Source organism: Paracoccus sp. BR5-17 (assembly GCF_055693925.1).
This window is the reverse complement of sequence record NZ_JBVFUV010000003.1, coordinates 666,639-679,128: the sequence shown is the minus strand read 5'-3', so window position 1 is coordinate 679,128 and position 12,490 is coordinate 666,639. Positions and strand designations below refer to the sequence as shown.

The window sequence follows — 12,490 nt, the reverse complement described above, 5'->3', positions numbered from 1 at the left end:
GCTCGGCAGCCACGAAACCGACGGCTCGGGTCACCCCGCGCAGCACGACAGCTTCGCGACATCCTTGTCGAAGGTCTGCGCGGCGAGCTTCAGGCCCTCGACCGTGGTGAGATAGGGGAAGATCGTCTCGCCGAGCGCCTTTGTCGTCATGCCGAACTTCAACGCCAGGACAAGCGTCTGGACACTGTCGGCGCCCTCCGGCGCCATGATCACGCCGCCCAGCAGGCGGTCGGTCGCCCGGTCCGCGACCAGCTTGATCAGGCCGCGCGTGTCGCGGGCGGCGAGCGCGCGGGGTACGTTGTCGAGGGTCAGCACGCTGGTCTTGACGTCATGACCCGCCGCGCGCGCCTGCGCCTCGGTCAGGCCGACGCCGGCGACCTGCGGATCGGTGAACACCACCCAGGGCATCGCGGCGTTGTCGTAGCGCTCGGCCCCGCCCAGCACGGCGTTGCGGGACGCGAGCTTGGCGCCATAGGCGGCCATGTAGACGAACTGGTCCCGGTCCGTCACATCGCCCGCCGCATAGATGCCGGGGCGTGTCGTGGCCATGTCGTCGCCAACCTTGATCGCGCCGCGTCGATCGGTCTCGATGCCCATTTCGGCCAGACCCAGCCCTTCGGTGTTGGGCGCGCGCCCGGTGGTCAGGACAAGGTGATCCGCGGTCAGATCGCGTACGTTGCCGTCAACCGTTACCGTCAGAACGGCGCGGTCGCCGTCGCGCCGCGCGGCGTCATAGGTCACGCCGTCGAGGATCGTGAGACCTTCGGCACGCAAGACCTCGGCGAGTGCCCTAGAGACCTCCGGCTCTGCCCGCGGCAGCAGGCGCGAGCGGCAGACGATGGTGACGCGTGTGCTCATCCGCGCGATCATTTGCGCGAGTTCCACGCCGATATAGCCGCCGCCGAGGAGAATCAGGCTCTCGGGCAGCCGCTCCAGCTCCAGGAGCGACGTGCTGTCGAGCGTCGGGACGTCCAGGATACCGGGGATGTCGGGCACGGCGGGCCGCCCGCCGGTGGCGACGATGACCTTGGGGGCTGTGATCTTGCGCCCGCCGATTTCGACGCCGCCTTCGACCAGACGTGCCGGACCCTCGTCGAGATAAGTCACGCCATCGTAGCCCGGCAGCAGGTCGGCATATTTCTTCTGGCGCAGCGTCGAGACGAGATCGTCCTTGGCCGCGACCAGCGCCGCCCAGTCGGCGACCTGCGCCTCGCCCCTGAGGCCCGGGAACCGATGCGCCGACTGCGCGCCGTGGACAGCCTCGGCGGCACGGATCATCGTCTTGGACGGCACGCAGCCCACGTTCACGCAGGTCCCGCCGATGGTGCCATGACCGATCAGGGCAATCCGCTTGCCTCCTTCGGCGGCGGTGATCGCGGCCGAGAACCCGGCCGAGCCGGCACCGATCACGGCAAGGTCGAAATCGTCTTTCGGGGCGCAGTCGTCTTTCATGGGGTCATCCGTCCGTTCGAGTGTTCAGTCGCCGCTGCCGCCGTCAGACAGCCTAGACCTGTAAAAGGCGCCCAACAGGCACCCGCTGCGAGCCATCCCTTTCGGGCCGGGCGATCCGCGGTCGGGCTGTCCGTTCGGTCGTCTGCAAGCTCCCCGTCGCGTACCTCTCGTCTGCTATTGATGAGAGGTGTAAGGTCTGTAGCAACTACAGGCTCAAGGGGAAACTGGCCGATGACCGATCACGAGAGCGAGAGCGGCCTTACACGCGGAGACCTAGCTCGGACGACCGACTGCAACATCGAGACGATTCGCTATTACGAGAAGACTGGCCTGCTGCCCGACCCGCCCAGGACGGGCGCAGGCTACCGCATCTACTCCTCTGTGCATGCCACGCGCCTGCGCTTCATCCTGCGCGCGCGCGAACTCGGGTTCTCGATGGAGGACATCCGCGGATTCATGGGGCTCGAAGACGGTGCCGCGCCAACTTGCGCAGAGGTCAAGGAGCGGACCGAGCGCCACCTTGCCGATGTCCGCGCGAGGATCGCGGATCTCAGGCGCATCGAAATCGTCCTCACCGAGACCGCATCCAAGTGTTCGGGCGCCGAGGTTCCGGACTGTCCGGTGCTCGACGCAATTTCCAGGTCCGCCAATCCATGACCCCTCGCGAAACCATCCTCGCCGCGCTGCACACGCGGCTCTCGGCGCTGCCTGCCACCGCCCTGCGCGGCGACGTCCTGCCCGAGCGCGTACCGACCAATGGCTTGCTGATCCTGCGCGATGGCGAGCCGGGAGAGCCCGAAGTGACGCTGTCGCCGCTCGCCTACCACTATCAGCACCGCGCCGAGATCGAGGCGGTCGTGCAGGGCACCGACCGTGACGCTGACTTCGACACGCTGATCGCCAGCATCGGGGCTGCGCTCTCGATCGACCGCACACTCGGCGGCCTCTGCGACTGGGTCGAGGCGGAAGCGCCGCGCCCGGTCGATCTGCCGGTCGAGGGCGCGGCCAGCCTGAAGGCCGCCGTGATCCCGGTGGTGCTGCACTATTCCACGGCCGACCAACTGGCCTGATCCAACCGACCACAGGAGACGACGATGGCACGAGCCCAGGGGGCGCGGGCGCTGATGGCGCTTGCGTTCGAGACGACCTATGGAACGCCGCCGGCTAGCGGCTTCACGCGCATGCCCTTCGCCAGCACTTCGCTGGGGGCGGAGCAGCCGCTGCTGAACTCGGAACTTCTCGGCTACGGCCGCGACCCTCTGGCGCCGATCAAGGACGCCGTCACTGCCGACGGCGATGTCGTGGTGCCGCTCGACGCCGAGGCTTTGGGCTTCTGGCTGAAGGCCGCCTTCGGCACGCCGACGACCACCGGCGCGGAAGCCCCTTACAGCCACGAGTAACAGTCGGGGTCATGGACGCTGCCCAGCATGTCGATCGAAACCGGCATGCCCGAGGTGCCGCGCTACGCGATGTACTCGGGCTGCGTGCTCGACCAGATCAGCTGGCAGATGCAGCGCTCGGGCCTGCTGACCGCGACGGCGCGGCTGGTGGCGCAGGGCGAGGCCGTGGGCACGACGACGAGCGCCGGAACACCCGCCGCGCTGGAGCTGAAGCGTTTCGGCCATTTCAACGGGGCGATCACGCGGAACGGCTCGGCGCTCGGCAACGTGGTCTCGGCCGAGATCACCTACGCGAACAATCTCGACCGGATCGAGACCATCCGCAGCGACGGGCGGATCGACGGAGCGGACCCGTCCATCGCCGCGCTGACCGGTCGGATCGAGGTGCGCTTCGCCGACCAGACGCTGGTGACGCAGGCCATCAACGGCGAGGCCTGCGAGATGGAGTTCGCCTATGTCCTGCCCTCGGGCGAGAGCTTCACCTTCACCGTGCACGCCGTCTACCTGCCGCGTCCGCGCATCGAGATTTCCGGACCACAGGGCGTGCAGGCGACCTTCGACTGGCAGGCCGCGCGCGACAGCGTCGTCGGCCGGATGTGCACCGCCACCCTCGTGAATGACGTGGAGACGTATTGATGCTGACGCTCGACCTGACCAACGCGCCGCGCTGGCATGACCTCGCCCCCGGCGTCCGGGTGCAACTGCGCCCGCTGACGACCGCCCTGATGGTCGCGACGCGCAGCGACCCCGCCGTCGAGGCGGTGCCCGAGGAGGCTTCCGACGAGGAGCGCGCCGTCGCCTTCGCCAAGGCGCTGGCGCGACGGGCTGTGCTCGGCTGGGAGGGCATCGGCGATGCCGACGGCAACCCGATCGATCCCACCCCCGAGGCCATCGACGCGCTGCTCGACGTCTGGCCGATCTTCGAGGCCTTCCAATTGACCTACGTGTCCAAAGGCCTGCTGCTGGAACAGGAAAAAAACGCCTCCGCGCTCTCGCCGAGTGGTCCTTCGGCGGGGGCGAGCGCTACTGCGAAGCCTGCGCGCAAGCGTGCGAAGACTGCCCGACGCGCCTGAACCGGCCGCTTACCCATGAGGGCTGGCAGGTCTGGGATCTCGTCGGCCGCCTCGGCGGTCAGTTGCGCGTGCTGCCCGGCGCGGTGGTCGGCTGGGACCTGTCCGCGGCCCTCGCTCTGGGAAATGCGCTCGGCGTCCCGCCCGCTGCTGCGGGTGAACTCTTGCCCGTCATCGAAGCGGTGATGGTGGCCAAGCTCAACGAAAAGATGGATCATTCCCATGGCTGAGAAGAGGGTCAGCGTCCGCCTCGCGGCCGTGGGCGGACGGCAGGTGCGCGCCGAACTCGAAGGCGTGGGCGAGGCCGGGTCGCGCGGCTTCGGACGGCTGAGCCGGGAGATGGAAGCCGCGAACGCCCGGCTCGCGGCCTTCTCGCGGCGGGTGCGGGTCGCGGCTGCCGCTGCCGTGGCCGCCGCAGCCGCTGCTGGCGTGGCGATGATCCGGTCCAGCCTGCAGACGGTCGATGCGCAGGCGAAGCTGGCGCAGTCGCTCGGCACCACCGTCGCCTCGATCCAGACGCTGGAGCGCGCGGGCGATCTGGCGGGCGTCTCCATGTCCGGCATCGAGCAGGCCACCAAGGATCTGACGCGCCGTCTCAGTCAGGCGGCCGCCGGGACCGGCCCTGCCGCCGATGCGCTCGACCGGCTTGGCCTTTCCGCCACCGACCTGATCGCGCTGCCGCTGGACCAGCGTGTGGGTGCCATCAACGCCGCCATCGAGAGCTTCGTGCCTGCCGCCGAACGTGCCGCCGTGGCAGGCCAGCTCTTCGGAGAGGAAGGCTCCATCGCCATGTCGCGGATCGACACGGCGACGCTGCGCCAGGCGACGGAGGACGTGCTCGCCTTCGGCGTCGTCGTCTCCGAACAGGATGCCGACCAGATCGAGCGCACGAACGACGCCATATCAAGGCTCGGGCTGATCTGGCGCGGGCTATCGAACCAACTGGCGGTTGCCGCAGCGCCTGCGCTGGAAGCCGTCGCCAACGCCATGGCGGCGGTCGCCAGCCGCACCGGGCCGCTCGGCATCGCGATCCGCGGTCTCTTCGACAACATCGGCCGCCTGACCACCTATGCCGCGACCTTCGCGGCCTTCCTCGCGGGCCGCTGGGTGGCTGGCATGGCCGCTGCCGCGCTCTCCGTGCGCGGCCTCGCCACGGCGCTGGTCGTCCTGCGCGGGGCGCTGATCCGGACCGGCATCGGGGCGCTGATCGTCGGCGCGGGCGAGCTTGTCTATCAGTTCACCCGGCTCGTCTCCGGTGCGGGGGGCTTCGGCGGGGCGATGTCGCTGCTGAAAGACGTCGCGGTCGAGGTCTGGGAGCGCATCAGGATGGGCGCAGCGGCTGCGGGCGCGGCCGCCACGGCGATGTTCTTCGACCTGAAGGCCGACGCCGCATCCGGCATGCAGAGCGCCATCGAGAGCGTCGTGGGTTTCGGCAACACCGCCGCGAACACGTTCGAGGGCGCCTACGAGGCGATCAAGGCGATCTGGGGTCTGCTGCCCGCCGCCATCGGCGATCTGGCGTTCCAGGCAGCCAACAGCCTGGTCGACGGCGTCGAGGCGATGCTGAACGGCGTGGTGTCGCGCATCAACGGCTTCATCGGCGGCATCAATCAGGGGCTCGAAGCGCTCGGGTCTGAGCGGCGCATCTCGCTGGTGCCCGACCTCGACCTCGGCGAGATCGAGAACCGCTTCGAAGGTGCGGCCAGTGCTGCCACGACAGCGGCGCAGGCGGCCTTCGACATGGCCTTCGAGGACAACCCGCTCACGGCCCCGGACCTCGGCCTGACCGAGGCGGCGAACCGGGCGCTCGCGTCCGCCAACCTCTATCGCGGGGCCGCGCGCGACCTGGCCGAAGGGGCCCGCGCGCCGCTGGAAAGCTGGCAGGCGCTGCGCGATACCGTGCGGGGAACCGACGAGACGAGCGGCGATGCGCTGACCGAGGCCACGGGTGCGGCCGAGCGGCTGGAGACGGCACTCGGCGATGCAGGTCGCGCCGCGACAGGTGCAGGCGCGGCGGCCGGGGCTGCTGCTGCGGCAGCGGAGACCGCGTCCGAGGCTGCCGTCACCGGTTGGCAGGCGGTCACGGCGGCGCTGTCGGACTACGCCAGCAAGGCGCGCGAGATCGGCGGCGATATTGGCCAGAGCCTCGTCGGCGCCTTCCAGTCGGCCGAGAACGCCGTCGGCCAGTTCGTGCGGACCGGCAAGCTGAACTTCCGCGATCTCGTCACCTCGCTGCTGGCCGATCTCGCGCAGCTGGCGGCGCGGCGGTTCATCCTCGGGCCGATCGCCAACGCGCTCTCGGGCGTGTTTTCTGGTGCTGGCGGCATCTTCGCCAACGTCCTGCATGCGGGCGGCATGGTCGGCGCGGCCGGGCCCTCGCGCATGGTCCCGGCCATGGCCTTTGCCGCCGCGCCTCGGATGCATAGCGGCGGCATGGCGGGGCTGCGCCATGACGAGGTGCCCGCGATCCTGCAGCGCGGCGAGCGGGTGCTGTCGCGGCGGGAGGCACAGAGCTACGGCGCGGGCGGCGGGGTCAACGTGACCATCATGGCCCGCGACGCCGAGAGCTTCCGGCAATCGCGAACGCAGGTCGCCGCGGATATCGCCCGCGCCGTGTCGCTCGGTCGGAGGGGCATGTGATGGCGTTTCACGAGGTCCGGTTTCCCGACAACATCAGCCGAGGTGCGCGGGGCGGACCGGAGCGGCGCACGCAGATCGTCGAGCTCGCCTCGGGCGACGAGGAGCGCAACGCCAGCTGGGCCAATTCGCGCCGCCGCTACGATGTCGCCTATGGCATCCGCCGCGCCGACGATCTGGCCGCCGTCGTCGCCTTCTTCGAGGCGCGCAATGGCCGCCTGCATGGCTTCCGGTTCAAGGACTGGGGTGACCACAAGTCCTGCCTGCCTTCGGGCACGCCGTCGCCCACCGATCAGTCTATCGGCACGGGCGACGGCGCGACGACCGCCTTCCAGCTGGTCAAGCGCTACGCCTCGGGTGCGCAATCCTGGACGCGCGCCGTCGCGAAGCCGGTGACCGGAACCGCGCGCATCGCGCTCGGCGGGGTCGAGCAGCCTTCCGGCTGGTCGGTCGACACCGCCACCGGCGTCGTCACCTTCAGCACCGCGCCGGGCGCTGGCGCCGCCATCACCGCGGGCTTCGAGTTCGACGTGCCGGTCCGTTTCGACACCGACGCGCTCGACGTGACGCTCGACCTCGAGCGGCTCGGCTCGATCACCTCCATCCCGCTTCTGGAACTGCGCCGATGAAGTCCCTCGACCCCGACCTGCAGGCCCATCTCGACGAGGGAACGACGACGCTCGCCTGGTGCTGGCGGATCGTGCGCGCCGACGGCACGAGTTTCGGCTTCACCGACCACGATCGGACGCTCAGCTTCGAGGGGACGGATTTCGAGCCCGAGAGCGGGCTGACGGCCTCCGAGGTCCGTTCCGGCTCGGACCTCTCGGTCGATGCGCAGGACGCCGAGGGCGTGCTGACCTCGGACCGGATTACCGAGACCGACATCCTCGACGGCCGCTGGGATAACGCCGAGGTCGAAGTCTGGCGGGTGAACTGGGCCGACACGAACCAGCGCGTGCTGATGCGGCGCGGGGCCATCGGCCAGATCCGGCGCGGGCGGCTGGCCTTCGTCGCCGAAGTCCGCTCGCTCGCGCATGTGCTTGGCCAGACGATCGGGCGGACGTTCCAGGCGACCTGCGATGCCGCGCTCGGCGATGCGCGCTGCGGCGTCGATCTGGAGAACCCGGCGTTCAAGGGCACGAGCGTCGTGATCGACCTTCTACGCGACCGCGCCTTCACCGCTTCGGGCCTCGGCGGCTTCGCCTCCGGCTGGTTCACCTTCGGGACCATCGAATGGACCAGTGGCTCCAACGCGGGGCGTCGGGCCGAGGTTCTCGGCCATGATGTGACGGACGGCATCGCCGTGCTGACCCTTCTCGAGGCGCCGGTGCGCGAGATCTCCGAGGGCAATGCCTTCACCATCCGTGCGGGCTGCGATAAGCGGATCGAGACCTGCGGCGCCAGGTTCGCCAACACGGCCAACTTCCGGGGGTTCCCGCACATCCCCGGCCAGGATGCCGTGCTGCGCTACGCCACCAAGGATGGCGGCCACGAGGGAGGCGTGCTGTGACGCAACCTCTCGCATCGGCCGACCCCGCGCGTGTCGTCGCCGTCGCACGCTCCTGGCTCGGCACGCCGTACCACGACCAGGCCAGCCTGCGCGGCGTCGGTTGCGATTGCCTCGGGCTCGCGCGGGGGGTCTGGCGCGACGTGGTGGGGCCGGAGCCGTTCCCGATTCTGCCTTACAGCCGCGACTGGGGCGAGACCGGCCCGCGCGAGGTTCTGGCCGAAGGCGCGCGGCGCATGATGATCGAGGTGTCGCCTGCCGAGGCCGGTCCCGGCGCGCTGGTCCTCTTCTGCATGAGGCCCCGCGCCATCGCCAAGCATGTCGGGATCCTCACCGGGCCCGGCGCATTCCTGCACGCCTACGAGCGGCTCGGCGTGATCGAGGAACCGCTCACCCAGAGCTGGAGGCGGCGCATCGCCTTCGCCTTCCTCTTCCCGCAACGCTGAGACCCCCGACATGGCCACCCTCGTTCTCGGTGCCGCTGGCGCCGCCATTGGCGGTTCGATCGGCGGCGCGATCCTCGGCGTCAGCGCCGCGACCATCGGCGGCTTCATCGGCTCCAGCATCGGCTCGGTCGTCGACAGCTGGATCATCTCGTCGCTGGCGCCCACGCAGCGCATCGAGGGCGCGCGGCTCGACACGCTGCGCATCACCTCGGCCACCGAGGGCGCGGTCATCCCGCGGCTCTACGGGCGCATGCGCATGGGCGGCAACATCATCTGGGCGACGGATTTCCGCGAGGAGACGAAAACCACCACGCAGGGCGGCGGCAAGGGCGGCGGGGGCGGCAAGGTCAAAACCACCGAGTATCTGTACTATGCCAGCTTCGCCGTGGCGCTCTGCGAGGGCCCGGTCACCGGCATCGGGCGCATCTGGGCCGACGGCAAGCCGATGGACCTCTCCGGCGTGACCTGGCGCTGGTATCCGGGAAGTGAGGCGCAGGCGGCCGATCCGTTCATCGCCGCGAAGATGGGGGCGGCCAACACGCCGGCCTATCGCGGCACGGCCTATGTCGTCTTCGAGGAGCTGCCGCTTGCGACCTATGGCAACCGGCTGCCGCAGCTTTCCTTCGAGGTGTTCCGCCCGCTCGCCGATCCCGACACCGCCGAGGGGCTGACCCGCGCCGTCACCATGATCCCCGCCTCGGGCGAGTTCACCTATGCCACTCAGACCATCCGCAAGACCGACGGCGGCGCGACGGTGCCGGAGAACCTGAACGCGCTGGCCGACTCCACCGACATGGTGGAGGCCATCGACCGGCTGCAGGCGATGGCGCCGAAGGTGGAGAGCGTCAGCCTGGTCGTTGCCTGGTTTGGCGACGATCTGCGCGCAGAGTCCTGCAAGGTGCGGCCCGGCGTCGAGGTGACGGCCAAGTCGACCACGCCCGCCACTTGGTCGGTGAACGGCGTCAGCCGCGCCAGCGCCTTCCTTGTCAGCCGCGACGACCAGGACCGCCCGCTCTATGGCGGCACGCCGTCCGACTTCGCGGTGGTGCAGGCGATCCAGGAGATGAAGGCCCGCGGGCTGCGCGTCACCTTCTACCCGTTCATCCTGATGGACGTGCCGCCCGGCAACTTGGCTCCGAACCCGTATTCCGATAATGCCGCCGAGACCGGCCAGCCCACATTCCCTTGGCGCGGTCGGATCACCTGTTCGCCCGCGGCAGGCTATGCCGGGAGCGTAGACAAGACGGCCAAGGCGTCGAGCCAGGTCGCAGCCTTTTTCGGCAGCGCGGCCCCCTCTGACTTCGCGATCTCGGGCGACACCGTCTCCTGGACCGGCCCGTCCGGGGACTGGGGCCTGCGCCGCATGATGCTGCACTACGCCCATCTCTGCGCGGTGGCAGGCGGGGTCGATGCTTTCCTGATCGGCTCGGAGATGCGCGGCCTGACCACCATCCGCTCGGGTGCCAGCAGCTATCCCGCCGTCACCGCGTTCAAGGCGCTCGCCGCCGATGTGCGCGCCATTCTCGGGGCTGGCACGAAGATCGGCTACGCCGCCGACTGGTCGGAGTATTTCGGGCACCAGCCGGGCGATGGCAGCGGCGACGTGTTCTTTCACCTCGATCCGCTCTGGGCGGACAGCAACGTCGATTTCATCGGTATCGACAATTACATGCCGCTCTCCGACTGGCGCGACGGCTTCGAGCATCTCGACGCGGCCGAGTCCTGGCCCGCGATCCATGACCGGGCCTATCTGCAGGCGAACATCGCGGGCGGTGAAGGCTTCGACTGGTTCTACGCCAGCGCGGCCGACCGATCCGCGCAGCTCCGGACCGCGATCACAGACGGCGCGGCGGCCAAGCCGTGGGTCTTCCGCTACAAGGATCTGCGCGCCTGGTGGTCGAACCCGCATTACGACCGCCCGGGCGGGGTGGAGAGCGAGACTCCGACGGCGTGGGCACCGCAATCCAAGCCGATCTGGTTCACCGAGCTCGGCTGTCCCGCCATCGACCGGGGCACGAACCAGCCGAACGTCTTCTTCGACCCGAAGTCGTCGGAAAGCTTCACGCCGCATTTCTCGCGGGGATGGCGCGATGACGCGATCCAGCGCGCCTATCTCGAGGCGACGTACCTCTGGTGGGGCGAGGCCGCGAACAACCCGATCTCCGCCGTCTACGGCGGCCGGATGGTGCACGTCCCCGAATGCGCCGCCTGGACCTGGGACGCGCGGCCCTATCCCTTCTTCCCGGCGCTGACCGATGTCTGGACGGACGGCGCGAACTGGCGGCTTGGGCACTGGCTGACCGGTCGGCTGGGAGCGGTGTCGCTGGCCGCACTGGTCCGGCATCTCTGCTTGCGCGCCGGTCTGCCCGAGGACCGCATCGACGTCACCGGGCTTTGGGGCGCGGTCGAGGGCTACGCCATCACGGCGCTCGAAAGCCCGCGCGCCTCGATCACCACGTTGTCGCGCCACTTCGGCTTCGACGCGGTGGAGACCGAAGGCGTGATCCGCTTCGTCATGCGCGGCCGGGCCTCTGTGGCAACTTTCGCGCCCGACGATCTGGTCGCCGCCCGAGAGGGCGACGTGCTGGAACTGACGCGCGGCCAGGAGACCGAACTGCCGCAGGCGCTCAAGTGGCAGGTCGCGCGGGCGGACGAGGATTACGACGCGGCCCTCGTCGAAGCGCGGCGCATCACCGTGGACTCGACGCGCGTCACCTCGGAGTCCTTCCCGATGGCGGTCCCGCCCGAGGAGGCCGAGCGCCGCTGCCGCCGCGCATTGACGGAGGCGTGGGTGGGACGCGAGACGGCGGCGTTCCGACTGCCGCCCTCGCGGCTTGCGCTCGATCCAGGCGACGCGATCCGGCTGGAGCATGACGGGCGGCTGGTCGATCTGCGGCTCGTCTCCATCGCCGACGCCGAGGCGCGCGGGATCGAGGCGGTCCGCCAGGATCGGGCGACCTACGACCTGCCGCCCGGCGATCCCCGCGCGGCATCACTGACGCGGGCCGTGGTGTTCGGCGCACCGGATGCGGTGCTGATGGACCTGCCGCAGCTTACCGAGGACCAGCCCGCGCATCGGCCGCTGGTCGCCGCGAACGCGGTTCCCTGGCCGGGCGAGATGGCGGTGTTCCGCAGCCCCTCGACCGATGGCTTCGAGCTGCTGACGACATTCGGCAGCCGCGCCCGGATCGGTGCGCTGGTCTCGGACTTCTTCGCGGGGCCGACATCGCGCTTCGACCTCGGCAATGCGCTTGTTGTCGACTTTCTGACCGGCACGCTGGAGAGCGTCACCGACCTGACGCTCTTCGGCGGGGCGAACGCGCTGGCCATCGAGAGCGCGCCCGGCGTCTGGGAGATCGTCCAGGCGGGTGCGGCCGAGCTGCTGGCGCCCGGCCGGTATCGTCTGACACGCTTGCTGCGGGGCCAGCGCGGCACCGAGGGCGCCATGGGCAACCCGGCGCCTGCGGGAGCGCGGGTCGTCGTGCTGGACACCGCGCTGGCGTCCCTGCCGATCGCCGAGGCTGATCTCGGCATCCCGTGGAACTGGCGCATCGGCCCGGCGAGCCGACCGGTCAGCGACGAGACCTACGTCGCGCAGTCCTTCACGCCCGAGGGCGTCGGACTGCGGCCGTTCTCGGTCGCCCATGTGGAGCAGCCGTGGCGCAGGCCGCGCACGCCCGGCGATCTGACGATCCGCTGGACACGCCGGTCCCGCGCGCTCGCCGCCGACAGCTGGGGCGGGCTGGAGGTGCCGCTGGCCGAGGAACTGGAGGCCTACGAGGTCGAGATCCTCGACGGCGCCACCGTGAAGCGGGTGCTGAGCACCGCCACCACCAGCGCTGTCTACACCGCCGCCCAGCAGACCGCCGACTGGGGCGCGCTGCTCGGTCCCGGCGATGCTCTCACCGTCCGTATCTTCCAGCTCTCCGCCCTCGTCGGGCGGGGCGCGCCGAAAGCCGTCACGCTGACCATCTGAGG

Annotated in this window: 10 protein-coding genes and 1 pseudogene; 10 read left to right on the top strand and 1 reads right to left on the bottom strand. The window is 70.0% G+C overall.

The annotated features are described in order from the left end of the window. Positions 1 to 30: 30 nt before the first annotated feature. Positions 31 to 1,452: a mercury(II) reductase gene (gene merA, locus ACZ1HC_RS04655; protein ID WP_472698954.1), complete on the bottom strand. Its 1,422-nt coding sequence runs from the start codon at positions 1,450 to 1,452 to the stop codon at positions 31 to 33. A 231-nt stretch (positions 1,453 to 1,683) separates the two neighbouring features. On the opposite strand from merA, the gene ACZ1HC_RS04650 reads away from it, so the two are divergent. The 10 genes and pseudogenes from ACZ1HC_RS04650 to ACZ1HC_RS04605 all read left to right on the top strand — a co-directional run bounded on the left by ACZ1HC_RS04650 (position 1,684) and on the right by ACZ1HC_RS04605 (position 12,488). Further along, positions 1,684 to 2,109 carry a MerR family transcriptional regulator gene (locus ACZ1HC_RS04650; protein WP_165054027.1) on the top strand — a complete coding sequence of 142 codons (426 nt, stop codon included), beginning with the start codon at positions 1,684 to 1,686 and terminating at the stop codon, positions 2,107 to 2,109. Further along, positions 2,106 to 2,522, top strand: a complete 417-nt coding sequence (locus ACZ1HC_RS04645) for an acyl-CoA transferase (protein ID WP_197644523.1) — start codon at positions 2,106 to 2,108, stop codon at positions 2,520 to 2,522. Before ACZ1HC_RS04650 ends, ACZ1HC_RS04645 begins: the two co-directional genes overlap by 4 nt. Positions 2,523 to 2,546: 24 nt before the next feature. Further along, a pseudogene (locus ACZ1HC_RS04640) lies at positions 2,547 to 3,488 on the top strand (phage tail tube protein). After that, a complete protein-coding gene (locus tag ACZ1HC_RS04635; RefSeq protein WP_083548835.1) occupies positions 3,488 to 3,925 on the top strand; it encodes a hypothetical protein in 438 nt (145 codons plus the stop codon). The pseudogene ACZ1HC_RS04640 and the gene ACZ1HC_RS04635 overlap by 1 nt, the downstream one beginning before the upstream one ends. A 68-nt stretch (positions 3,926 to 3,993) precedes the next feature. Then, positions 3,994 to 4,152: a DUF7697 family protein gene (locus ACZ1HC_RS04630; RefSeq protein WP_419181863.1), complete on the top strand. Its 159-nt coding sequence runs from the start codon at positions 3,994 to 3,996 to the stop codon at positions 4,150 to 4,152. Next, positions 4,145 to 6,562, top strand: coding sequence for a phage tail tape measure C-terminal domain-containing protein (locus tag ACZ1HC_RS04625; protein ID WP_472698953.1), 2,418 nt, complete (start codon positions 4,145 to 4,147; stop codon positions 6,560 to 6,562). Before ACZ1HC_RS04630 ends, ACZ1HC_RS04625 begins: the two co-directional genes overlap by 8 nt. Continuing rightward, complete coding sequence (locus tag ACZ1HC_RS04620; RefSeq protein ID WP_083548837.1) at positions 6,562 to 7,188, top strand: DUF2460 domain-containing protein; 627 nt, start codon at positions 6,562 to 6,564, stop codon at positions 7,186 to 7,188. The genes ACZ1HC_RS04625 and ACZ1HC_RS04620 overlap by 1 nt, the downstream gene beginning before the upstream one ends. Further along, on the top strand, positions 7,185 to 8,069 hold the full coding sequence (locus tag ACZ1HC_RS04615; RefSeq protein ID WP_093359545.1) for a DUF2163 domain-containing protein: 885 nt from the start codon (positions 7,185 to 7,187) through the stop codon (positions 8,067 to 8,069). Before ACZ1HC_RS04620 ends, ACZ1HC_RS04615 begins: the two co-directional genes overlap by 4 nt. Then, positions 8,066 to 8,512, top strand: coding sequence for an NlpC/P60 family protein (locus ACZ1HC_RS04610; RefSeq protein ID WP_472698952.1), 447 nt, complete (start codon positions 8,066 to 8,068; stop codon positions 8,510 to 8,512). The genes ACZ1HC_RS04615 and ACZ1HC_RS04610 overlap by 4 nt, the downstream gene beginning before the upstream one ends. Before the next feature lie 10 nt (positions 8,513 to 8,522). Then, positions 8,523 to 12,488 (top strand): baseplate multidomain protein megatron, encoded by a 3,966-nt coding sequence (locus ACZ1HC_RS04605; protein ID WP_472698951.1) that lies wholly within the window; start codon positions 8,523 to 8,525, stop codon positions 12,486 to 12,488. Positions 12,489 to 12,490: the final 2 nt, after the last annotated feature.